Source organism: Hahella chejuensis KCTC 2396, from assembly GCF_000012985.1.
Lineage (GTDB): Bacteria > Pseudomonadota > Gammaproteobacteria > Pseudomonadales > Oleiphilaceae > Hahella > Hahella chejuensis.
Window position 1 is genome coordinate 145,411 of sequence record NC_007645.1, and the last position, 22,845, is coordinate 168,255.

The following is a 22,845-nucleotide window of genomic DNA, read 5'->3' on the forward strand; positions in this document are numbered from 1 at the left end:
GTGCTTTATACATCGGTGGTCCTCGCCGCCCCGGATGGCTGGTCAGTCCTGGTCGAAAACGGGGAAGAGATATTTATACCCGGTGATTTGGCTGGCGGGGAAGAATATCGGCTCTTCGTTTCCCCGGCTGTGACGCTTCCGCAAAACGGCTATTCGCAGTGGTTCAAAGAACGCATCGACCAGGACGCCGGCAAGTGGGGCGAGGTGTTGTCTGCGCCGCAGCCCCAGCAAAATGATGGCGGCGTAATGACGGCGACTTATGCGCTGCAGAGGCGGGACGGCGTCCGCCGTTACGCGCATTTCATGGGATTCTATGGGCAAGGCAAAGCAGTCTATCTGCGCATCATATCCTCGGATGTGACGACTCTGGTGGCGCGATACGCCAGCGGCATGCAGCAGGTTATGAAAGAGACCATGCCGCAACGCTTGCAGGGGGTAGCCGTTTCCCAGACGGCGTCCGACGCGCCTGTTGAAAAGTCAGCGCCGGACTCCACCACTGCCGTCGCCACTGCAACCAAGCAAACTTCCAACGCGGCTTCATCGGAGTTAAAACGAATCGATAATGTTTCCGCCCCTGAATATTCTCTACCTGAACCATATCAGGCGCTGGTGTGCGACTTCACTGAGAACAGGGTGAATAACACCTACTACGATTATGTTGTGCTGTTGCTTAAAGACGGGACCGCCTACAAAGGTCTGACGGCGCCGCCTGAAGATCTGAACATTGAGGTATCTCGTCGGCAAGAACCTGACCGCTGGGGAATCTGGGAAGAGGATGACGATAAGCGTTACAGAATAAAGATTCCCGCCAGCGCGGAGAAATGGCGCCCGCTATCCAAAAGCCGGCGTTTGGCTCCTGCGCGGATGGGCGAACAGCTCAACCGTTACATTTATAAATCCACTGCGGACAATATGGGCATGGTCGGCGGCGGTGGGTCATTCACCAACAGTTGGACTTTTCTCGGCTCCGGACGCTTCACCCGAGGTCGCTCCAGCCTGTTCAACAGCGGCATGATGGCTTCCGTCACGGCGGGGACCAGCGTTTACGCCGCATCATACAGCGACGAAGCCGGGGATAGCTCTTTTGTCAGCGGAAATTCTCCTGGCGTAGGCGTCACCTCCCAGAAAAAACACAATGACGGTTCTAATAACCGCGGTTGGTATAGCTTGAACGGATACGCCATGGAGCTGGCCTACGATAATGGCGAGACGGATAGGCGTCTATTCGGCTTTTGTTATGACGACCGCACACAGCCTTTCTTCGGCGGAACGCTGTTTTGGATGAGTAAATCAGGTCCGGCGGATAAGCTGCCTTCTAAATGGCGTATGCAGATCAGTCTCAATGAAGAACGTTACTACGTGCCGAAAGAGCTAAAAGAGGGAGAGGTCTTCAGGGTGGTATTCTCGCCAAGAGCCGAGCTGGACGCCGCGCCGCTGAATGAGTGGTTTAAAAAAGCGGTGACGCAGAACTTTTCTTATCTTGGCCAACCCCAGATGAAGAGAGAATGGGGCAATATGAAAACGGGCTTGATGACTTATTTCAATAGCTATGTGGACGCGCAAGGCAAGCTGCTGGCTGTGCTGTATTACGGCGCCAAAACTCAGGGAGAATATGGTCGCTTTGTACGTATTACTATGTCAGATGCAAGCTTGAACAAGCAGTACCATGAGCAACTAAAGCCCGCCATTTTAAATGCGTTCCGACCTTGATTTGCAGAGGGCGGAGCGTATCTGACGGCCGCTCTGTTCCTTGCGCCATAATTCGCCATAATCCCACCTCTCGAAAGACAGGATTACTGTGTATGCTGGCGCTTTATCTAGATTCTGATTTTATTTAGCAGTGGACACTATGACCCCTCAAGAAACCCGTTTTCCCTTTTTCTCCACTTTGCTCGCTGGTATAGCGACGGGCGTGGCCGCCTGGCTGGGTACTGAGTATTGGCCGAATGATCTTATGGCTCAGAAGGCTGCGGCTGTCGCGATCACTTTTATTTTTGTCTTCGCCGGCGCATTTTTGTTTACCGGCAGAACGCGCAGGAGCGCTTCGAATTGGGCGCTGGCGGCGGGCATCGCCATTGTAATTGGCTTATCCGCGGTCTGGTTAATCACCAACACGTTCAAACCAGAGGGCGGTAGCTACGAGGGCTCCTCAGATCTGGTGACCTCATGGTGGGTGACAATCGTGCCGCTGCTATTTGCGCTGCTGCCCTTTGTTCAATGTGATTTTCAAAAGAATCAGAGTTTTATGAGCGATATTCTCAATGTAGAGCTGTATCGCAAGTATTGGGAAAACCTGTTTATTCTGGCGTTTGCCGGCCTGTTAGTTGGGTTGTACTGGCTGGTCGCGACGTTATGCGCGGCTTTGTTCGATATCCTGAAGATTGTTGAGCTGGGGCGGTTTATTGAATACGAGCCTGTAGGTTGGACTGCGTCAGCGATCATTTTCGCCTTGGGAATCAGCCTGGGATGTCGCTACCCCAACTTGTTGAATATGCTGACCGGACTTATCGCTACGATATGTCGTGCGATTCTGCCGCCAGTGGCGGTGTTCATGATCGCCTTTGCAGTCGCCTTGTCTATCGTAGGTTTGGATATGATCTGGAGCACTGGTCGCTCCACTCCGATGTTGTTGGCGATGATTCTGGTGGCGGTCATATCGTTGAACGGCGCAGCCCAGTGTGGCGGTGAGGGCGGTAATCCATATCCACAATGGCTACGCGGCGTCATCTATGTTTTGTTGGCGTTATTGCCTGTCTTCGCCATACTGGCGGGGTACTCGTTATATCAACGTATAGACCAGTACGGCCTGACTCCGGATCGTTATTACCCAGCTTTATTGGTCGTGTTGGCGCTGGCGCTGACTTTGAGCTATTGCGTCATGTTTATTATGAAACGCGCGTCTTGGCTGACGACGCTGAATACGGTAAATATCCCGGTTGTTCTGGCGGCGGCGCTGATGGCGATGTTGACGCTTACCCCTTGGCTGAACTCCCAGGAAGTCAGTGCAAGCAACCAGTTTGCAAGACTGGAGGCGGGAAAAAGCACCGCGGAAAATGTCGATCTGGGCTTGTTCCGTTTTCAGTTAGGGCGCTCCGGCCAAGAGCGCTTAACGCAGATCAAAGCGATGGTGGAGGGCGAAAGCTCTCTGCCTCAAGCCCAGGCGCAAGTACTCTCTCAACGTCTTGAAGTACTAAAAACCGCTAATTATTACTATGACTGGAAAGAGAAAGAGCGTCTGGCTGAGTTGTACTCAAAGCCAATAGGGCTGGAGTGGCTGGATGAAGGCGTCGCCGATGTTGCAGCATTTGAAGGCGCTGTGGAGTTGGAAATGTGTCGGGAGAGATTGTGTTTCGCTTTCACGGTAGATCTCGATCAGGACGGCGATAAAGAAGTATTGGTGGCGGAAGAGATCGAGTACGTGTATGACCTCAAAGTCTACGATGCTGACGATGCTGGTGTGTGGCGCAAGATGGGCCAACTGGACTTATCTAGAGCGTCGTCGTGTTGCAATAGGGATATCGTCGAGCTATTGAAGAGCAGAGACTTTGAGTTGCAGCAACCGCGCTACCAATCTTTGCGTCTCGGCGACACTCTATTTTCCTTCTCGCCTGATTAGATCAAGCAATAATGGTACGTTCGCCTGCTTGCAATGGGCTTTATTAATCCAGCAGGCAATTAGCGCCTTTCTACTTGCCTGAAACGATAGGGCCTGCGTATGTCAGGTCCTATCTTCCATGGCGAGTCGTCCCGCAGACGTCAGCATGCGTCGGTCGTCGCCATGTCAATAAAGCAAAGAGAGGCCCGCGTTGCAGAGGTCCTTTTCGTCTTAGCCTTTTGCGTCCACTCGCGTTTCTTCAGGGCATTTGGCGGCGGCGCTGAATGCCTGTTCCGGCTCCAGAAACACCACATTCACGTCATCAATCAGCCATTCGGCGCCTTCCTGTACATACGCCAGATAAAACGTTAGCGGTTCACCGCCGATGCCGTAGCCATTGACCGTCAGGCAGCCGCTATCCTCTCCAACTGCGGCGGAATGGGAGTGCTCCCGCAGCATGTAGGCTTTGAACCCCAGCTGTGCGAACGCCGCCTGATCGCCCGTCACTTGGTCCACAACCCGGCGCGAAAAATACAGCGGATAGTCCGCGCTCAAGGCGTTGGCGTCAACGGCTTCCGCGTACAGGCGGTAATTCGGATACAAGGGATCGAGCGGGCCAACGGATGCGCATCCTGTTGCAAGCAGACAGAGAATCAGTCCCCAGATTTTCATGCTCAGTTCCCCCATGATATTCCGTAATTGTTCGTCGTAGGCGTGATTGCGTTGCTGCATGGCTTTGGCGGCGCGGCACAACAGGCCGGAGCAGGAAGTAATCAACTCCTCAATATCAAAACTGCCGCCCACGCTAAGACTGATAAGCCCGATGGAAAACGTGGCGTTGTACTTGATCAGATTGCCTTCGCCGTTGGCGAACGTAATGCTCACCCACTTCACCCTGGCTCCAATCGCCTTCAATGCGGGATCGCCGCTAAAAGTCAGCACCCCCGCCGAACCGGACAGCGTCGCCTTACCATCCTGATCCACCGCCAGCTTAAACGACCCCTTACTACGCACAATCTTCGCCGTCAGTCCCTTGTCCGTCGAATAAGCCGTTTCAATCAACCTGGCGACAGAAATCTTCAACTCAGCCCGCGTCGGATTCATCTCATGTTTCCTCAAAAGCCTGTTAAATTCAATTTTTATTGGCAATAAACATTGCTTTTAAGAAAATAGAGCAGAAAAAAGCACAAGAGAATCGGTGTTTTGGTTTAAGGAAAAGCGACTAACCGGAAATGCCGAAAAGCTGGCTTGGTAAACAAAGGAACTTTCAGGAAGGAGTGTTTGTCATGAAAATGTTAATAAATATAGGCAAAAGCTCCTATCATCCTGAAAATTGTCTTATTTTGTCGTAAATGGATATACGCTTATAACGAGGATTTGATACGGAATCCGCCTGATACTCGCTTTATCCGCAAGAGATATAAAATACACTAGTAATTGTATATCGCGTCCACTTGCCATCCACCCGCGACCAAGCCTAAACTAATCGGCACATCTTGTCGGGGTGCCTGGAGTAACAGGCTGAGACCACAACAGTGGGGCCCGTAGAACCTGATCTGGTTAGTACCAGCGTAGGAAACAAGTAGTTCATCAAACGTTCACCGCGGCGCGCCATCCTCAGGATGCAGCCGAGTCACACAGCAAGACGTTGATGCCCTCTCTCCTAACTGGTGCTACCCCATACAACCAACTAGGAGAGTACTGTGGGCGGCACAATCGATATCAATAAAATCAGCAAACTCAGTGAGTCGGCGCAGGTGGACGCGCTGTCGACGCAACCCTTTCCCGCTTCCAAGAAAATTTACGCCGAAGGCAGTCGTCCCGACATTCGGGTGGCGATGCGCGAAATCACGTTGACGCCGACGCCACTGCAGGATGGCGCGACAGAAGAGAACGCGCCGCTGCGGGTATACGATACCTCTGGACCCTACACCGACCCCGCTGTCGAGATCGACGTGCGACGCGGCTTACCGCGAATGCGCGAAGCCTGGATCAATGACCGCGCCGACACTGAACATCTCACCGGCGCGACTTCGTTTTACGCCAAAAGCCGGGAGCAGAATCTGTCCCTGGACAATCTGCGTTTTGAACATCGCCACGCCCCGCGTAAAGCGCTGGCGGGCGGCAATGTCAGCCAGTTACATTACGCCCGTAAAGGCATTATTACGCCGGAGATGGAATACATCGCCATTCGGGAAAATCTGGCGCTGGAGCAGGCGGAAATTGAAAACGCCATGCGCAGCCAGCATCCCGGTATGAACTTCGGCGCCAACACGCCCCGTTACATCACCCCGGAGTTCGTGCGTCAGGAAGTGGCGGCGGGACGGGCGGTGATTCCCTGCAACATCAATCACCCGGAAGCGGAGCCGATGATCATCGGCCGCAACTTTCATGTGAAAGTAAACGCCAATATCGGCAACTCTGCGGTGACCTCGTCTATTGAAGAAGAAGTGGAGAAGCTGGTGTGGGCGACCCGCTGGGGCGCGGATACGGTGATGGATTTATCCACGGGTAAAAACATTCACGAAACCCGTGAGTGGATCATCCGCAACAGCCCGGTTCCTATCGGTACAGTGCCGATTTATCAGGCGCTGGAGAAAGTCGATGGCGTCGCCGAAGACCTCAACTGGGAGGTGTTCCGCGACACGCTGATTGAGCAGGCGGAGCAGGGGGTGGATTACTTTACTATTCATGCCGGCGTGCTGTTGCGATATGTGCCCATGACCGCCAAACGTCTGACCGGTATTGTCTCCCGCGGCGGCTCCATCATGGCGAAGTGGTGTCTGGCGCATCACCAGGAGAATTTCCTCTACACCCACTTCGAGGAAATCTGCGAGATTATGAAAGCCTATGACGTCAGCTTCTCACTGGGAGACGGGTTGCGTCCCGGCTGTATCGCCGACGCCAATGACGAGGCGCAATTCAGTGAGCTGCGCACATTGGGCGAACTCACCGAGATCGCCTGGAAGCACGATGTGCAGACGATCATTGAAGGCCCCGGTCATGTGCCCATGCACATGATCAAGGAAAACATGGAAGAGCAGCTCAAGCACTGCAAAGAAGCGCCCTTCTACACTTTGGGGCCGCTGATCACGGATATTTCCCCCGGTTACGACCATTTCAGCTCCGGCATCGGCGCCGCCATGATTGGCTGGTACGGTTGCGCCATGCTGTGTTACGTCACGCCCAAAGAACACTTGGGCCTGCCCAACAAGGATGACGTCAAACAAGGACTGATCGCCTACAAAATCGCCGCCCATGCCGCGGATCTGGCGAAAGGCCATCCCGGCGCGCAACTGCGGGATAACGCCATGTCCAAAGCGCGATTCGAATTCCGCTGGGAAGACCAGTTCAATATCGCGCTGGACCCGGACACCGCCCGCGCCTATCACGATGAAACCCTGCCCAAGGAAGGCCACAAGCTGGCGCATTTCTGTTCCATGTGTGGTCCCAAATTCTGCTCCATGAAAATCACCCAGGATGTGCGTGATTATTCCGCCAAACTGGAGGCGGAGAAGGCCCAGGCCGAGGGTGCGTCGCAGCAGGAGGCGGAGCAGGGTATGCAGGAGATGTCGCAGAAATACAAAGACGCCGGGCGGCGTCTGTATCATGAAGTCTAGCGCCATGAGATCCCGACTGCGTATCGGGATCGCCGGCGGCGGTCTGCTCGGGCGCTTGTGCGCCTGGCGGCTGGCGCTGCGGAAGCATGAGGTCACGCTGTTTGACGCCGGAGACTTCGAGCGCCCCGGCGGCGCCTGCTGGACAGCGGCGGGCATGATTTCTCCCTTGAGCGAGTTGGTCTCCGCGGAGCCGGAAGTCTATCGCATGGGACTGCGCAGCCTGGAACTATGGCCACAATGGATCGCCGAGCTGGAACGGCAAACCGGATTGTCCGCAAGCTATCGGCACGCGGGCTCCCTAGTGGTGGCGCACCCATTGGATAAGGCGGAACTGGCGCAGTTTCAAAGCGACCTCAACGCCAAGCTTCCTGCTGGGGAGACCCTGCAATGGCTGGATCGGGCGGGGGTAGCCGCCCTGGAACCTGGTTTGGCGGAACATTTTGAGCAAGGCCTGTATCTGCCCTCTGAAGCCGACGTCAACAGTCGTCTGCTGTTGCAAGCGTTGCTCGCCGCGTTGCGACAAAGCGAAGTCCGCCTGGTCGCCAACACTATGGTGGAATGCGCCGCGAACCGCATTCACTGGAACAGCGGCAGCGAGCGCTTCGACTGGGTGATCGACGTGCGCGGTCTTGGCGCCAGCCGCAAAATGACCGGGCTGCGCGGCGTACGCGGGGAGGTCGTGATTATCGAAACCTCCGAAGTCAGCCTGAACCGACCTGTGCGCCTGATGCATCCCCGCTATAAGCTTTACGCCGTGCCGCGCTTGCACGGTCAGATCATTATCGGCGCGACGGAAATAGAAAGCGCCGACATGTCCCCCATCAGTCTGCAATCCACTCTGGAGCTAAGCAGCGCCTTGTACGCCCTGAACCCGGCGTTTGCGGAGGCGAGGGTGGTGGAGACCAGCGTCAACTGTCGGCCGGCGCTGCCGGACAACCTGCCTCGCGTAACGCGGGAGCCGGGATTGATCTGCGCCAATGGTTTGTATCGCCATGGCTACCTGTTGGGTCCGGTGGTGGTAGGACAGGTGTTGGACCATTTTCTACGTGAGGAAAAGCATGCCGCCTGACATTGAAATTACGCTGAATGGCGAACCCAGGCATGTGCGCGACGCCGCGTTGAGCAAGGTGCTGGAAACATGCGGTTATCAGGGCGTCGGTTTCGCCGTGGCGATCAATGGCGAATTTGTGCCCCGTTCCGCCTATACGCAAACCGCCGTGAACCCGGGCGACATGATCGATGTCGTGGCCCCGGTGGCGGGCGGCTGACGCGCGGTGAAATAAATACAGGTGGTCGACGCCACCGGAGGTAAATCGTGGATAAGCTGTCTCTGTATGGAGAAACCTTTACGAGCCGACTGCTGATTGGCTCGGCTTTGTATCCGTCGCCGGCCATCATGCTGGATTCGGTGCGGGCCAGCGGCGCGGAAATCATCACTTTATCCCTGCGGCGGCAGAATCCGGCCCAGCAGGACGGCAAGGCGATCTGGGATTACATTCGCTCCAGCGGCTGCAAACTGCTGCCGAACACCGCAGGCTGCAAGTCTGCGAAAGAAGCGGTGACGCTGGCGGAAATGTCCCGGGAGATCTTCCAGACGGACTGGCTGAAACTGGAAGTCATTGGCGATGATTACACCCTGCAACCGGACCCCTATGGACTGGTCGAAGCGGCGAAGGAACTGAGCAAGCGCGGCTTCAAAGTGCTGCCCTATTGCACGGAAGATCTGGTGCTGTGCCGACGCTTACTGGACGCAGGCTGTGAGGCGCTGATGCCCTGGGGCGCGCCGATTGGCACCGGTCAGGGGTTATTAAACAAATACAATCTGGGCATGCTGCGGGAGCGGTTGCCGGATACGCCGATGATCATCGACGCCGGGCTGGGCGCGCCCTCCCACGCGACGGAAGCGATGGAAATGGGCTTTGACGCCGTTTTGTTGAATACGGCGATCGCTAAAGCGCATGATCCCGTCGGCATGGGCGTCGCGTTCAAGCTGGCGGTGGAGGCCGGTCGCGCCGGATACAACGCTGGCCTGATGCTGAAGCGGCAAACCGCCAGTCCCAGCACGCCGACCATCGGAATGCCTTTCTGGCGTCGCCATGACTAACCACACGCCCAAAGTATGGATTATCGCAGCGTCCGACAGCGCTGGCGCTTCCGGGATACAGGCGGACCTCGCCACGTTGCGCGGATTGGAAGTCCATGGCGGCGTGGCCCTGACCGCCGTCACCGCGCAAAACTCGCAGGAAGTCCTCAGCATTAACCCTGTCGCCACCGCGGTCTTGCGGGACCAGCTGAGGGCTTTACGTGCTGACGGCGACGCCGTGGCGATCAAGATTGGATTGCTGACCGATGCGGAGCAGGTCGATGTCCTGCGGGAGTTCCTGTGCGCATACTCCGGCCTGGTGGTGCTTGACCCTGTGCTGGGCAGCTCCACCGGCGCGGGCTTCGGTATGTCCGTGGCGGCGTTGAAAAGCCTGCTTCCTTATGTCGATGTAGTGACGCCGAATATCCCGGAAGCGGAGCAACTGGCGGATAGGCGCATCAGCAGCCCGGCGGATATGCTGTCCGCCGCCGTCCGGTTGCGTGAGCTTGGCGCCAAAGGCGTCTGGTTGAAAGGCGGCCATTTGGGCCTGGGCGAGCAATGCCTGGATTTGGTCTGGCTCTCGGAGCAGCCATATTGGTTTGCGCAACCCCGTCTCTCCGTCCGCCATCATCGCGGCACCGGCTGTACGCTCGCCAGCGCCTTGGCCGCTTTTGTCGCCAGAGGAGAGAGCCTTCTTGATGCGGCGGCGCTCGCCAACGCTTATGTGAAGCAAGGGCTGCGTCAGGGATACGCCATCGGTCCCGGACCCGGGCCCATCGCGCGCCAAGGCTGGCCCTCTCTGATGACGGACTTCCCCCGGATCACCGATCGTCTGGATTGGCTGGACTATGCCGCTTTCCCAGATTGCGGCGCATCGTCCCTGGGACTGTATCCAGTGGTGGATTCGGTGGAGTGGTTGCGCAAGTTATTGCCTCTGGGCATAGATACCTGCCAGTTGCGTATTAAAAGCAATGACCTGACGCTGTTGGAGGGCGCAATCAGCGAGGCGGCGAAATTAGGTCGTCAATATGGCTGCCGCCTGTTTATCAACGACCACTGGCGACTCGCGATCAAGCATGGCGCTTACGGCGTGCATTTAGGTCAGGAAGACATTGCAGACGCAGATCTGAACGCCATCCGCGACGCAGGGTTGCGCCTGGGCGTCAGCACCCATGGCGACTTTGAGTGGGCCCGCGCGGCGACAATCCAACCAAGCTATATCGCCATTGGCGCGATTTTCCCAACGCAGACCAAAGAAGTGCGTATCGTCGGCCTGGAGAAGCTGGCGCGCTGGGTTGCGCTATTGCAAGATCACTATCCTCTCACCGCCATCGGCGGCATTAATCTCAGCAATATGGACGTTATTCTGAAAACAGGCGTTGATTCAGTCGCAGTAGTGTCCGCCATTACTCAGGCGCCGGACTTACGCGACGCTGTGACGAACCTGAGCCGTAAACTTTTGAAAGGATGGGAATAACCCGGCATTATGCCGCCCCAGTGTGATACAGGTCGACGGAACCCTCTGATTTAAAGGAGAAAAATAGATGGCCGCGATTAATTATGACTGGGAAAAACTCGTCAATCTCATGGCTTGGGGGCGGCCGAATCCGCTGAAATTACGCAACATCGCCGTTACAGCGTGTGCGTCGCGATGAAATTACAGTGGTTGCCTGGAGAGAAATTGAACAATTTGTGTTCAGGGTCAATACTGATAGCTCCTGAAATGGAAAACCACAACATTCGGGATCAACGCAATGGCCCATTCTAAAAGCGAATACGGTCAGAGAACTGGCGTTCTCGGCGTCTTGTTATGCTTGGCGCTGGCCGGTCCGGCCTTCGCCGATTGCGAACGTCCGCTGTCGGTCGGCTGGGAGTCATGGCGTCCTTACATGTACAAGAACGAGGAAGGGCGTTTGAGCGGCTTGGATATTGAGTTGATTCAGGCGGTTGCTGACCGGATGGGGTGTCAGCTGGAATTTTCCGAGACGCCTTTCAAGCGGCACCTGTTGCAATTACGTCAGGGTAAAATTGATCTCGCCACCTCGGTGCAGAAAACCGCCGACCGTGAAGAATACGCCTGGTTTTCCCAGACCTATCGCTCTTCCGCCTCCAATCTGATTATCCGACGGGAAGACGCTGAGCGATACCATTTCAAATCCTTCAAAGAAATGACGCAAAGCCAGTTTCGCTTAGGTGTGACGCGGGGCTACTTCTACGGCAATGACGTTAACGAATATATCGAGAAGGATGACGGGAAGCTGCATGTGGAAGACGTGGTGTCTGATGAGCTGAATTTGATGAAGTTGCTGGCCAAACGTGTGGACGGCATTTTTGCAGACCCCATCGTGATCTACAGTATGGCGGGAGATATTGGAAGGAAGGATGAGATTGCGATGCACCCCTTGGGTCTTGTCTCGTCCACGTTTTACATCATGGGCAGTAAAGCTTCCGTGTCGCCCAAAACCATGGATAACCTGAATCAGGCGTTGCAGGATCTGCAACAGAGCGGCGAGTTCGACGCCATCGTTAATCGCTATCTGGATGGCGGCTGAGGCGCCGCAACAAGGACGCCCCAGCCCGTTTCCGATCAGGAAAATACCGTTTCCACTTCCGCTTCGCCGCCGGTCTGCACCTGCCATTGCGACCAGTACATGCCTTTGCGTTCCAGCAGCTGGCGGTGGTCGCCTTGCTCCACCACCTTGCCGTGATCGACCACTACGATGTTGTCCGCGTGAACGATCGTCGAAAGACGGTGCGCGATCATCACCACGGTGCGGCCGTGAGCGATATGCTTCAGCGAGCGCTGGATGGCGGCTTCGGTTTCGTTATCGACGGCGCTGGTGGCTTCGTCGAGCACCAGAATTGGCGGATCTTTCAACAGCGCGCGTGCTAGAGACAAGCGCTGGCGCTGGCCGCCGGACAGTTTGACGCCGCGCTCGCCGACGGGCGTATCCAGTCCTTCCGGCAGACGTGCGATAAACTCCCAGGCTTCTGCGGTTCTGGCGGCGGCGATGATCTCCTCTTCGCTGGCCGTGGGACGGCCATAGGCGATGTTTTCACGAATGCTGCCTTCAAACAGGAACACATCCTGGCTGACCAGACCGATAGCGCCGCGCAGCTCCTTAAGCGGCAATTGCTCAATAGGAACGCCGTCCACCAGTATCGAGCCCTGCCTGGGTCTATAAAAGCGCAGCAACAGCTTGATAAGCGTCGATTTACCGGAGCCTGTGGCGCCGACCAGAGCCAGCGTGGAGCCGGCTTTGACCTGCAGGTTGACGTTTTCCACCCCACCCGCGCCGGCGGCGTACTCGAAGCTGACGTTCTGGAAGTCGACTTCACCGCGAACGGGCTGCGGTAGCGAATGAGAGCCTTCGTCACGCACGTCGATGGGCGTTTCTATCACGCCCAGGATGCGCCGGGTGCTGGCCATGGCGCGTTCGAACAGATCCACGGTTTGCGCCAGATTTGTCAACGGCCACAGCAGACGCTGGGTCAGAAACACCAGTACGCCGTAAGCGCCGGCGTTGAGTTCACCGGACAGGGCCTGCAGACCGCCCACGGTGAAAGTGGCGAGAAAGCCCGCCAGAATCGCCATCCGGATAACCGGAATGAAGGCGGAGCTGACTGCGATCGCCTTGCGGTTGGCCTGAACATAAGCGTCGCTGGCCTCGCGCAGACGCTCGGATTCCTGCGCTTCCGCAGTGAAGCTCTTGATGGTGGCGATGCCGCCAATGTTGTTGGCCAGACGAGAAGCAAGTCCGCCCACTTTCTCACGCACGTCCGCGTATAGAGGATTGGCCCGCTTCAGGAAGAAAAACGCGCCCCAGACGATGATGGGTATAGGGGTGAACGCCAGTAGTGCGATAAAGGGCGAAATCGCCAGGAAGACGCCGCCGACGGCGACCACGGTGACGAACACCTGAATCAGGTTATTGGCGCCGCCGTCGAGAAAGCGCTCCAACTGGTTCACATCGTCATTGATGATGGAGACGAGTTGCCCGGAACTGCGCGACTCGAAAAACGCCATATCCAGCCGCTGGACATGGTCATAGGCGTCCTGGCGAAGGTCCGCCTGCAACACCTGGCCAAGATTACGCCACATAATCAGGTGGAGGTACTCAAAAATGGACTCGCCGGCCCAAATGAAAAACGTCAAAACCCCTAACGCGAGGATTTGCTGCTGCGGGGTGTTGAATCCCATGGCGGCGACGAAACTTTGCTCTTTGTTCACCACCACGTCGATGGCGATGCCGATGAGAATTTCCGGGGCGATGTCGAAGAGTTTATTGATGATGGAACAGGAACCGGCGGCGATGATGCGTCGACGGTAGCCACGAGCGTAACGCAGCAGGCTCAGCAGCGCCTGAAAGCTGGACTGGGATTGCGAGGCCATAGGATTCCTTGTGTACAGACTGGGAGGGACGCGCCGCGTGCGGTGCGACAGACACATCAGCCTATCCTGTGACGGCGTAAATGCAAGTGGTAATTATTCTACTAATCAGGCAGACAAATAGCTTCCTTCTATTTGTCTGCAACGACAAGGCCTGCACATGTCAGGCCTTGTCTCCCGCGGCTCGCCGCCGCGCAGGCGCATCCATGCGCCTGATTATTAGACGGCGCGTAACGCCAAGGAGGGAATGACGGACAAAAAAAAACCGGAGTCAATGCTCCGGTTTTCGTACGCCGTGACCGATATCAGGCTTTGGCGGCGGAGGCTCTGCGGTTCAGAATGAAGGCGCAGAAAGCGATCGCCAGCAGGGCGGGTACGCCAGGTTCGCTCACCGGTACAGACTCAGTTTCCAGCTTCAGCTTGATATTGCCGCCGTTATAGCCTTTGTCGGAGTAGCCGAACAGGAAGTCGATGCCGTCGTTGGCGGTGATCAGACTGCCGCCCAGAGCGAACAGGTCGTTGGCGGCATTCAAGGCAGTCAGCGCAGCGCTGTTGAGTACGATATCGATATAGCTGTAGTTGCTGCTCCACGACACGCGGGTAGCGCCGAACAGTTCGCCTGAGCCCAGATCGTTGTATGCATTAACGCCGCCAAAACCGGACAGCAATGTGCTGATGTCGGTGTTGACGTCAAACAGCGCGAACCACTCGGAATAATCGTTGGATTCGTAGCCGTTGCAGGGGTTGAAGATGCTCAATGTGGCGGAAACGATGGAGCCTTCCACGTCGCTCATGTCAAAGGCGAAGAAGTTGTTGTGCTTCTTGCCTGTGTAGTAATTAGTGTTGCTCGGCGAGTGATAGCCGTTGGATTTATACCAGCCGGAGTCGTAAGCGTTCAAAACGACAGGCGTGGCCTGAGCGGCGCTGCTCAGGAAAGCGGTCAGCAAAAGCGAACAGAGAGCGGCGTACAACTTGGACATGCGTTACCTTTACAAAAACAGTTAGAAAGTCACGTTATAAAACTGTCGGCAATTGTACGCGTTAGTTATTTAAATGTAGGTAAAACAATGTCAAACGCAGTTACTGAGTGTAACTGCGTTTTGCAGAGGGAAATCAGAAAGAAGTCAGGAGGAAAGCGCTTACTCAGCGCAGTCGGATATCCACCCAGACCAGTCGGTGGTCGGAGCTGACGGCGCCGCCATCGCCGACCAATCGATACAGCTCATCGTCAGCGCTGGGCCAGAACACGCCGGAGTCGATGATCGTCAGGTCGGAGGAAGGCAGTACATAGTCGGTGCGCAGGTTGCCCGGGTTGGCGTCATTAAAGTCTCCGGTGTCCTGCGCCCGATTGCCGATCTGCAGGGCGTTGGCCTCACCCTGTCTGAACGCGGCGTCCGCAGAGCCGGCGCTGAGAGGCGTATGCTTTACATTGACCCGAGGATGCTCCAACAATTGCGTCATGGGATTCTGCGTGGCGTCGCCGTCAAAGGGGTCGGCGTTTTGGTCACCCATGATCACAAAACTTTCTCTATCGCCGAGCCCGCCGCGGCGTCCTTCATCATCCACGATGTAACGGCTGATGCGACAGCCGGAAATGTAGTCCGCCCAAAAACGGATTTCATCATGATTGCGGGTTCCGTTGCGGTCTTCCGGACCGTCGAAGACAGGAGGCGTGGGGTGGCTGACCAACGCGTGAATACGACGTCCGCGAATGTTGATCGGCGCGTCCCAATGACTCTTGGATGACAGTCGCACCACCTCCAGCTCCTCGGCGCTGAACCAGTCTGCGGGGGCATCGGTGTCGGGGTTATCCGGCAGTAAGGCGTTGGGCATATCGCGCCAGAGAAAATTTTGGAAAGTACGAGTTCGTTGCTCCTGAATGGGGTATTTGGACAACAGCAGCATGCCATACTGGCCTTCGAATACGCCAAAGCCGAAAGCATCGTTGGCCAGCTCGAATCCTGACTCACCGACGACGCCGTCGTTATTGAGGTCAAAACCGGAGGCCACGCCGGTGTTGGAAGGCGCGGAGTAAACATAAGGGTAGATCGCTGGCGCAGCGCCATTCTGGCTGAGCGACAGATAATTCTGCTGGAACAGTCGAGCGGCCTCTCCTGCGGCGTCATAGTCAAATTCATTGATCAGCAGCACATCGGGTTGGGTGCGCTGAATAATCTCCGCTACCGCTTGGATCTGGGCGTTGTCGCCGCTGTTCAGATCTGCGATGAGTTCTCCCGGCGCCGAACGGTTCAGCGATGCATTGAAAGTGGCGAATCGCACCGTCTCCGTGGAGTGGCGGTCGCGCCAGTGAGATTCTGCGGAAGCCAGGAAGGGGTGAGCCGCCAGTGCGCCGCCCAATAAAAAGCGGGCTGCTGTCCCAAGCAGTTTGGACGCATTCATGATAATCCTCTTTATGCAGCAATATTTGACGTGTACGAAATGCGAACGGCGCGTCGCGCTTTGGTCAAGCCAGATTAGAGCGGGGGTGGAATTGAGCCGTTGCGGGAAGACAACCAATGTCAAAGAGCCGCCGGACCTGTTTACAGCTCGAATGACAGGCCGGCGTTCATTTCTAAGGGGCGTCGTCTCCAGTTATAGAGACGTATTATTAAGAAAAGATGATAGCGGTAAGTCTATCGCTCCGTTTTCTTAATAGCGATTACGCCCTTATTTCACCGTGATAGTGATTTTCTCAGACACCACCGGATGTGCGTGAGGCTGATGCAGATGGTCGCCCAGAATCAGTTGCAGGGTGTGCTGACCGGGCGGCAGCTCCAGTGTGGTTTCAGTCTGGCCGCCGCCAAAGTGTTTGACGTCCGAGCCCAGAGGCATATTCATGTCCGGCATCTTCTCGCCGTCGATGAGCAGGTGATGATGGCCGGTATTCTCGCGCTCAACGCCGGCCGGCGCCACGCCCATGCCTTCCAGACCGAAGCGCACCACGAATTTGCTGGATACGGTTTCGCCGTCAGTGGGTGAAATGATATAGGCTTTGGCGCTTTCAGGATTGTCGGTTTTGGGAAGGCCGGCGGCCATAGCGACGCTGCTGAGGCCGAGCAAGGATACGGAAATCAAATAACGAATATTCACGGATTGTCTCCATTATGAGTTATTGAGGCTGTTGCAGAAACTGTCGTCGGCCTGGTTATGATTTTGAATGCTTGGCCGATCTTCTTTTATGTCGCACGCGTTAACGCGCGGGCTTTACACCGAAGCGACATGATATCGTTTTCCCCGTCAGTGCAGGTAGAAATAGTATAGGCCCGGAGTCTCGACTTTCACTGTCAGCCGGCGGATTTGCAGCGCCAGAGGTCAGCGCCTACAATCCCGGGGCGCATTGTTATGAAACCAGGATAAGGATCTTGCTATGTCTTCTCTGTTATTCCGCCTTCCATTGCTGCTATGTCTGCTGCTGGGACTGTCCGCCTGTCAGAGCGCCTACTACAGCGCCATGGAAAAAGTGGGCGTGCATAAGCGCGACATTATGGTGGATCGCGTTGGCGCCGCCCGTGACGCTCAGGAGGAGGCCAAAGAGGAGTTCAAGTCTGCGCTGGACCGGTTCCAAAACATGTTTGGCAAAAAAGATTCCACCTTGCAGAAGCAATACGATCAGCTAAGCGCAGCGTTTGAAGATAGTGAAGATGCGGCGGAAGAGGTGAGCAAGCGCATCGATGCGGTGGAGGATGTGTCCGAAGCCTTGTTCGAAGAATGGGAAGAGGAGCTGGAGCTTTACACCAGTCCTAAGCTAAAGCAGGACAGCGCCGCCAAACTGGCCGCCACCAAGAAGAAATATCAGCGACTCATTACCGCCATGCGGGCGGCGGAAAACCGCATGCAGCCGGTGCTTAACGCACTGCGCGATCAGGTGTTGTACCTCAAGCACAATCTTAACGCGTCCGCAATCGATGGCCTGAAAGGCGAACTGCGCTCGGTGGAGAGCAATGTGTCCAGACTGGTGGCGGATATGGAGAAATCCATCGCCGAGGCGGAGTCGTTTATCGCTACGTTGAGCGATAAGGGTTAAAGGGTTATCGTGGGCTGACGATCAGAGAAGAAGCGTGACTGCAGTGAGACGACAGGGTTGACGCTCTGCCGGGCCAGCTGCAGGCTTGCGCTGAAGGGACAATTCCTATTGTCACCCGGCGGACGGAGAGAAAGCTCACGCTGTGGCGCGCCCCGGCAAGACTTTCAAATGGGCTTCCCGACTGGCTTCCACGCGACCGCGAATGGATTCTCCGTGAAAATTCGCAGGCAGGTGCGCGGCGGGGTGATTGTCGCGCCCTTCCAACTCCACCCGGCTGACATGGGCGCCTGTCATCTTCAACAGCGTATGCGCCATATCCTTGGTCATGCTGACATCGGAAAGTTTGGCGAACTCGACGACGTTCTGTAAAACATCGGGATCAGTGAGACGCAAGGTTCCCAGATTTTCTTCTTTGAAACGGCGACGCAGGGTCTTCAGAATATTAAACATTTCATTGGTGTATAACATTGCCCGCTCCTTGTATCGGGCGGCTCGGCGCCCGCAGTTGAGTTCTTTACTGTCCCGTACTCCCTAAGCCGCCGGGAGCGTTCCTGCAAATAAACTCGGGTTGATGTCATCTCAGGACTGCAAAAGACCCTGAGTCACTATGCAGTGTAGACAGCGGCAAGTCCCTATTTCCGTTGTGTTTTTGCTTCAAAAATCTGAAAAACGTAATCTTGTTGGATGAGTTCACATAAATCCCGTTTGCGTTAATCTAAAAGGGCTGCTACCGGTCCCCATACCCGGTGGCGGCAGCCTGCAAACCAACAAGAAACGGAAATAACGTGAAATGACCTATGTCGATGCAATCAGTTGGGACATGCTTAACCCCTTCATCATGCCCATCAAAGTCCTAGAGCCGCACACAGACCGGCTGGGACACACCAACAACACGACTTACCTTAATTGGATGGAGGAAGTCAGCTGGCGTCATATCGACCCGCTCGGGATGAGCTGGGCCGCCCATGAAAAACTGGGCAAAGCCATGGCGATCACCCGTACGGAAGTGGATTATCTTGCTGCTTCCCATGCCGACGATGAGCTGTATATCGGCACCTGGATTACCGCGTGCGACGGACGCCTGCAGTCCAGTCGTCACTTTCAGATATTTCGCCCTGCGGACGGCAAAACCATTGTCCGCGCCAACAGTCATTACGCTTGCATCGATATGAAGAGCGGCAAGCCGACCCGGATGCCGAAAGAGTTTGTCGAAGCGCATCGCAAAGCCATGGAAGCCCATGGCCTTACGCCGGCGCCGGATTGACCGATGACGCAGGGACGCGTCAGGAATGTTGACTGCACTGTAACTGTTTTTGTTTGAGCGCCATCAGTACGTGAGTGCGGCTGATGACCCCGACAAGCTTGCCGTCGTCCACCACCGGGTAGACTTTGGGGCGATGGTCGTCCATGTAGTTGGCCAGATCGACGATGCTCGCCTCAGGGTCCACCGTCACAGTCGCCTTATGCATGACCTCGCCCACAGTGGCGGGCGCGTCGCAATGATAGCTGCTCAGCAGCAGTTTCTTGATGCAGTCCTTCTCGGATATGAAGCCGATGACGTGCTTGTGTTCATTCACCACTGGCGCGCCGGATATCCCTTTTTTCAGAAGGATGTCCACCGCCTCAATGATCGAAGCGTCGGCGGCGACGAACGCGGGGTGCGTGTCCATAAAGTCGCTGATTTTGATATCTGCGTTCATAGCTTTCCTCCTGCGGGTTGGTGATTTAGGCGCCAGGTCCGCAATCAAGACAACGCTCGATGACGTCCGGCCCTAAATGGAGTTTGCTGTTCAGATCGCGTAGCGCCGTGCGCACGCCTTCCTCGATCACCGGATGATAAAAGGGCATCTCCAGAATCTGACTGACCGTCAGGCGTTGCTGCACGCACCAGCTCAGCAGGTGAGCGATATGTTCCGCCGCCGGGCCAAACATTTCCGCGCCCAGAAACAAGCCCGTGCCTTGCTCGCCATACACTTTCAGCAGACCCAGATTTTTACCCATCACCCGACTGCGTCCCTGATCTTCAAAAGACACTACACCTTCAGCATAGCAACTGCGGCAGCGTTCTTTCACCTGATTAATATTCAGTCCAAGAAACGCAATCTGCGGATCGCTGAACACTACGCCAATGGGCGTGCGGCGTTTGCCAGCGCGAATATCCGGATAGCGGCCGGCGTTATCCCCTGCAATGCGGCCTTCGTCAGCGGCTTCATGCAATAGCGGCAGATCATTATTGGCGTCGCCAGCGATGAAAATATGGCTATCGCCGCATTGCATGGTGTAACGATCAAACACCGGCATGCCTCTGGCGTCCATTTGCAGCTCCGCCTTTTCGATATTCAGATTATCGACGTTGGGACGGCGTCCGGTAGCGGCGAGAACATACTCGAATGTTTCCGTGATCTCTCCCTGTTCCTTGTCCTGGAAGGTGATCGCCACACCCTGTTCGGTGCGCTTGACGCTGCTGACTTTGGCGTCGGGGTCCAGAGGAAACTCACGATTAAAGATCCTCTCCGCATAGGCGCGAATATCCGGGTCCTGAATCGGCCCAATGGCGCCGCCGACGCCGAACATGCGTACTCGCACGCCGAGACGGCTCAAGGCCTGACCTAATTCGAGACCAATGACGCCGGGACCGAACACCGCGACGCTGGAGGGGAGATCGCGCCATTCGAACAGATCGTCGTTGATGATCAGACGGTCGCCCGCATTTTTCAAAAAAGGCGGCGTATTCGGACGTGACCCCGTGGCGATAACGATGCGCTGCGCTTCAACGATAAGGTCGTCATCCACCTGTAATCGATGTGGCGAAATGAACTTCGCTTTACCACGAACCTTATGCTCGGCGGGAAATCCTTCTACGGAATCGACGACAAATCCGGCGAAACGATCCCGCTCATTGCGCACCCGCTCCATGACCTTGCGGCCGTCTATATGAGGGTTGTTGGAAGCAACGCCAAACAGATCGGAATGGCGGTGGTGATAGGCGGCCTCCGCTGCAGCGATCAACAGCTTGCTGGGCATGCATCCGACGCGGGCGCAAGTGGTGCCGTAGGGGCCGCTTTCAATCAATAGCACATTTTGCGTGTGCTCGCGCGCGGCGCGGTATGCGCCCAAGCCTGCAGTGCCGGCTCCAATAATAGCTACGTCCACTTTGCGTGTTTGCACTGGGTCATCTCCCCTGCTTGCTGTATTCCTAATAATTCTGGTTAGTCGGTCCGGTTGTGGTTATACGCAGGACCGACGCTGGCTTGCGCGCATTAGACGCCGAAGTGGGCTTCCAGATCATCGGCCCCGCCGATGCGCTGTCCGTCAATGTATATTTGCGGCGTAGTGCCTTGCCCCGTCACAGCCTGTAGTGTGCTGTAGCTAAGACCGTTGGCGCCTAGAACGATGTTCTCAAAGCTGATGCCGCGATCATTCAGCAGTTTGTGCGCACGAGCGCAGTGGGGACACCCTGGCTTGCTGAATACGGTTACCCGGTTGGGCAGTACCGCTTCTTTATTAATGTAGTTGAGCATGGTGTCGGCGTCGCTTACTTTGAAAGGGTCGCCCGGCAGTTCAGGCTCGATGAACATTTTCTCAATCACGCCGTCCCGCACCAGCATACTGTAACGCCAGGAGCGCTTGCCGAAGCCCAGCTCGCTTTTCTCCACCAGCATGCCCATGCCTGCGGAAAACTCACCGTTGCCATCCGCGAGGAAGTAGATATTTTCTGCTTTCTGGTCTGCTTTCCAGGAGTTCATGACGAACGTGTCGTTAACGGACAGACAGATAATCGCGTCTATGCCGTTTTGTTTGAACACGGGAGCCAGCTCGTTGTAACGCGGCAAATGCGTGCTTGAACAAGTGGGGGTGAAGGCGCCTGGCAGTGCGAATACGATGACGTTTTTGCCTTTGAATAGGTCGTCGGTGGTCACCTGAACCCATTTTTCTCCTTCACGCAGATTGAAAGTAACGCTGGGTACGGTTTGTCCTTCTCTACTCTGTAACATTCATTGGTCCTCTATATTTCGTTTTTCATCCACTTGAGCGGGGAGCTAAGTGCTTAATCTTTAAGACGAGGAGCAGTGTCGCAGAGATTTATGATTGAATAAATTTATAAAAAAATATCAATTTAATTGTTAATTGCTATCGAAAGGGTTTGTTGATAGTCAGGCGCTAATGGTTTTTAAGGGGGGGGAAGAGGTTGAAGACGTTAAGTTAAACGACGAGGAGATTTGAAAGAGAGAAAAATGGGAGAGGGGAATTCAGAATCTTAAAAATAAAACGGGCGCCGAAGCGCCCGCCTTGTCAGTCTGCCGAAACTGCGCAGACCGCAGTAAACTGCTTAGTAACGTGGTCTGCGAGCTGGACGCTCTTCACGTGGCTTAGCTTGGTTTACTTTGATATTGCGGCCTTTCAACGCTGTGTCGTTCAGACCCTTGATAGCGGCGTCCGCTTCAGAGTTGTTCGACATCTCGACAAACGCGAAACCTTTGGACTGGCCGGTATTACGGTCAATGATCAGGTTAGCGCTGGTAACTTCTCCAAAAGAGGAAAAAGCTTCTCTCAATTCTTCTTCAGTGACGCCGTAGGCCAGATTTCCAACGTAAATATTCATATCGATCTCGTGTGATTTATGCGTTTTCCACAAATAAAGTGACGCCGCAAGCAAACGCACAAATTCGCGGAGTCGCCATCAGCTGATTAAGCTAACAGAAAGCAGTCTAGCAGTAATCTTTAAGGTTGTATGCATTTTATTCAGGTTTTTATTAAAAAAGTTTGATGTGCTTGATAACTTTATGATTATTAACAAATTAATACGATTTTTTTGGCTCTTTTTTAGCGTCAAATGCGTCCATTTAATCAAAAAAAGGGCCGCTCAGAGCGACCCGGAAAATAACTCCAACTGGAGTTTTAGCATTCGTTGCTTCCGCAGAGCGCAACCGGCGGATGTGATAGCGCCGATTGCAGAAAATTCAAGGGCGAACATTGTTGCAGCATATAAATAGCATCTTTTTTATTCAGATCAATTTTTCAGCGATTCATCCTGAAAAAGACCTGTTACGGATACCCCGTCATGTCTGGCCAATCGGGGAGCATTAAGACGGAACTATGTTAAGGAATGATGACGCCGAGACGGCGTTGGGG

At 55.3% G+C, this 22,845-nt stretch carries 20 protein-coding genes and 1 riboswitch; of the genes, 10 read left to right on the plus strand and 10 right to left on the minus strand.

Annotated features, from left to right (window positions below):
* Complete coding sequence (locus HCH_RS00615; protein ID WP_041598337.1) at nt 1-1,710, plus strand: hypothetical protein; 1,710 nt, start codon at nt 1-3, stop codon at nt 1,708-1,710.
* A 139-nt stretch (nt 1,711-1,849) separates the two neighbouring features.
* Nucleotides 1,850-3,616 (plus strand): DUF4153 domain-containing protein, encoded by a 1,767-nt coding sequence (locus HCH_RS00620; RefSeq protein ID WP_011394130.1) that lies wholly within the window; start codon nt 1,850-1,852, stop codon nt 3,614-3,616.
* Nucleotides 3,617-3,826: 210 nt separating this feature from the next.
* Here the strand turns inward: HCH_RS00620 and HCH_RS34380 are convergent, their stop codons facing one another.
* On the minus strand, nt 3,827-4,699 hold the full coding sequence (locus HCH_RS34380; protein ID WP_011394131.1) for a hypothetical protein: 873 nt from the start codon (nt 4,697-4,699) through the stop codon (nt 3,827-3,829).
* 386 nt (nt 4,700-5,085) lie between these two features.
* Nucleotides 5,086-5,190, plus strand: a riboswitch (TPP riboswitch).
* A gap of 108 nt (nt 5,191-5,298) precedes the next feature.
* Here HCH_RS34380 and thiC point away from each other — a divergent pair.
* The 6 genes from thiC to HCH_RS00655 all read left to right on the plus strand — a co-directional run bounded on the left by thiC (nt 5,299) and on the right by HCH_RS00655 (nt 11,850).
* The gene (gene thiC / locus HCH_RS00630; protein WP_011394133.1) at nt 5,299-7,215 is read left to right on the plus strand and encodes a phosphomethylpyrimidine synthase ThiC; all 1,917 of its coding nucleotides are present in this window, start codon (nt 5,299-5,301) and stop codon (nt 7,213-7,215) included.
* 4 nt (nt 7,216-7,219) lie between these two features.
* A complete protein-coding gene (thiO, locus tag HCH_RS00635) occupies nt 7,220-8,284 on the plus strand; it encodes a glycine oxidase ThiO (RefSeq protein ID WP_011394134.1) in 1,065 nt (354 codons plus the stop codon).
* Nucleotides 8,274-8,483 carry a sulfur carrier protein ThiS gene (gene thiS / locus HCH_RS00640; protein ID WP_011394135.1) on the plus strand — a complete coding sequence of 70 codons (210 nt, stop codon included), beginning with the start codon at nt 8,274-8,276 and terminating at the stop codon, nt 8,481-8,483. Before thiO ends, thiS begins: the two co-directional genes overlap by 11 nt.
* 47 nt (nt 8,484-8,530) lie before the next feature.
* A complete protein-coding gene (locus tag HCH_RS00645) occupies nt 8,531-9,319 on the plus strand; it encodes a thiazole synthase (RefSeq protein ID WP_011394136.1) in 789 nt (262 codons plus the stop codon).
* The gene (gene thiE, locus HCH_RS00650; protein ID WP_011394137.1) at nt 9,312-10,775 is read left to right on the plus strand and encodes a thiamine phosphate synthase; all 1,464 of its coding nucleotides are present in this window, start codon (nt 9,312-9,314) and stop codon (nt 10,773-10,775) included. The genes HCH_RS00645 and thiE overlap by 8 nt, the downstream gene beginning before the upstream one ends.
* A gap of 277 nt (nt 10,776-11,052) precedes the next feature.
* Nucleotides 11,053-11,850, plus strand: a complete 798-nt coding sequence (locus HCH_RS00655) for a substrate-binding periplasmic protein (RefSeq protein ID WP_011394139.1) — start codon at nt 11,053-11,055, stop codon at nt 11,848-11,850.
* A gap of 35 nt (nt 11,851-11,885) precedes the next feature.
* On the opposite strand, the gene HCH_RS00660 is transcribed toward HCH_RS00655, so the two are convergent.
* From HCH_RS00660 to HCH_RS00675, 4 genes are all read right to left on the minus strand, one after another.
* Nucleotides 11,886-13,691 (minus strand): ABC transporter ATP-binding protein, encoded by a 1,806-nt coding sequence (locus HCH_RS00660; RefSeq protein WP_041598339.1) that lies wholly within the window; start codon nt 13,689-13,691, stop codon nt 11,886-11,888.
* Nucleotides 13,692-13,993: 302 nt separating this feature from the next.
* Complete coding sequence (locus tag HCH_RS00665) at nt 13,994-14,668, minus strand: hypothetical protein (protein WP_011394141.1); 675 nt, start codon at nt 14,666-14,668, stop codon at nt 13,994-13,996.
* Nucleotides 14,669-14,831: 163 nt separating this feature from the next.
* Nucleotides 14,832-16,088 (minus strand): endonuclease/exonuclease/phosphatase family protein, encoded by a 1,257-nt coding sequence (locus tag HCH_RS00670; protein ID WP_011394142.1) that lies wholly within the window; start codon nt 16,086-16,088, stop codon nt 14,832-14,834.
* Between the two features lie 267 nt (nt 16,089-16,355).
* Entirely contained in the window at nt 16,356-16,778 is a 423-nt protein-coding gene (locus HCH_RS00675) for a DUF4399 domain-containing protein (RefSeq protein WP_011394143.1), read from the minus strand.
* A 277-nt stretch (nt 16,779-17,055) separates the two neighbouring features.
* On the opposite strand from HCH_RS00675, the gene HCH_RS00680 reads away from it, so the two are divergent.
* Complete coding sequence (locus tag HCH_RS00680; protein ID WP_011394144.1) at nt 17,056-17,712, plus strand: DUF2959 family protein; 657 nt, start codon at nt 17,056-17,058, stop codon at nt 17,710-17,712.
* Nucleotides 17,713-17,847: 135 nt separating this feature from the next.
* Here HCH_RS00680 and HCH_RS00685 read toward each other — a convergent pair whose 3' ends face one another.
* Nucleotides 17,848-18,180, minus strand: a complete 333-nt coding sequence (locus HCH_RS00685) for a hypothetical protein (RefSeq protein WP_011394145.1) — start codon at nt 18,178-18,180, stop codon at nt 17,848-17,850.
* A gap of 322 nt (nt 18,181-18,502) precedes the next feature.
* Here HCH_RS00685 and HCH_RS00690 point away from each other — a divergent pair, with 322 nt between their 5' ends.
* Nucleotides 18,503-18,976: an acyl-CoA thioesterase gene (locus tag HCH_RS00690; RefSeq protein ID WP_011394146.1), complete on the plus strand. Its 474-nt coding sequence runs from the start codon at nt 18,503-18,505 to the stop codon at nt 18,974-18,976.
* A gap of 19 nt (nt 18,977-18,995) precedes the next feature.
* On the opposite strand, the gene HCH_RS00695 is transcribed toward HCH_RS00690, so the two are convergent.
* The 4 genes from HCH_RS00695 to HCH_RS00710 all read right to left on the minus strand — a co-directional run bounded on the left by HCH_RS00695 (nt 18,996) and on the right by HCH_RS00710 (nt 22,315).
* Nucleotides 18,996-19,412, minus strand: coding sequence for a CBS domain-containing protein (locus HCH_RS00695; RefSeq protein ID WP_011394147.1), 417 nt, complete (start codon nt 19,410-19,412; stop codon nt 18,996-18,998).
* Between the two features lie 25 nt (nt 19,413-19,437).
* Nucleotides 19,438-20,880 carry a dihydrolipoyl dehydrogenase gene (locus HCH_RS00700; RefSeq protein WP_011394148.1) on the minus strand — a complete coding sequence of 481 codons (1,443 nt, stop codon included), beginning with the start codon at nt 20,878-20,880 and terminating at the stop codon, nt 19,438-19,440.
* A gap of 92 nt (nt 20,881-20,972) precedes the next feature.
* Entirely contained in the window at nt 20,973-21,707 is a 735-nt protein-coding gene (locus tag HCH_RS00705; protein WP_011394149.1) for a glutathione peroxidase, read from the minus strand.
* A 335-nt stretch (nt 21,708-22,042) separates the two neighbouring features.
* Complete coding sequence (locus tag HCH_RS00710; RefSeq protein WP_011394151.1) at nt 22,043-22,315, minus strand: RNA recognition motif domain-containing protein; 273 nt, start codon at nt 22,313-22,315, stop codon at nt 22,043-22,045.
* Nucleotides 22,316-22,845 lie beyond the last annotated feature (530 nt).

Bases quoted from the DNA above. Each gene is read 5' to 3' on its own strand.
- HCH_RS00685 (WP_011394145.1), bottom strand. From the start codon at position 18,180: ATGTTATACACCAATGAAATGTTTAATATTCTGAAGACCCTGCGTCGC.
- HCH_RS00680 (WP_011394144.1), top strand. From the start codon at position 17,056: ATGTCTTCTCTGTTATTCCGCCTTCCATTGCTGCTATGTCTGCTGCTG.
- HCH_RS00620 (WP_011394130.1), top strand. From the start codon at position 1,850: ATGACCCCTCAAGAAACCCGTTTTCCCTTTTTCTCCACTTTGCTCGCT.
- thiE (WP_011394137.1), top strand. From the start codon at position 9,312: ATGACTAACCACACGCCCAAAGTATGGATTATCGCAGCGTCCGACAGC.
- HCH_RS00670 (WP_011394142.1), bottom strand. From the start codon at position 16,088: ATGAATGCGTCCAAACTGCTTGGGACAGCAGCCCGCTTTTTATTGGGC.
- HCH_RS00710 (WP_011394151.1), bottom strand. From the start codon at position 22,315: ATGAATATTTACGTTGGAAATCTGGCCTACGGCGTCACTGAAGAAGAA.
- HCH_RS00665 (WP_011394141.1), bottom strand. From the start codon at position 14,668: ATGTCCAAGTTGTACGCCGCTCTCTGTTCGCTTTTGCTGACCGCTTTC.
- thiO (WP_011394134.1), top strand. From the start codon at position 7,220: ATGAGATCCCGACTGCGTATCGGGATCGCCGGCGGCGGTCTGCTCGGG.
- thiS (WP_011394135.1), top strand. From the start codon at position 8,274: ATGCCGCCTGACATTGAAATTACGCTGAATGGCGAACCCAGGCATGTG.
- HCH_RS00660 (WP_041598339.1), bottom strand. From the start codon at position 13,691: ATGGCCTCGCAATCCCAGTCCAGCTTTCAGGCGCTGCTGAGCCTGCTG.
- HCH_RS00655 (WP_011394139.1), top strand. From the start codon at position 11,053: ATGGCCCATTCTAAAAGCGAATACGGTCAGAGAACTGGCGTTCTCGGC.
- HCH_RS00705 (WP_011394149.1), bottom strand. From the start codon at position 21,707: ATGTTACAGAGTAGAGAAGGACAAACCGTACCCAGCGTTACTTTCAAT.
- HCH_RS34380 (WP_011394131.1), bottom strand. From the start codon at position 4,699: ATGAATCCGACGCGGGCTGAGTTGAAGATTTCTGTCGCCAGGTTGATT.
- HCH_RS00695 (WP_011394147.1), bottom strand. From the start codon at position 19,412: ATGAACGCAGATATCAAAATCAGCGACTTTATGGACACGCACCCCGCG.
- HCH_RS00690 (WP_011394146.1), top strand. From the start codon at position 18,503: ATGACCTATGTCGATGCAATCAGTTGGGACATGCTTAACCCCTTCATC.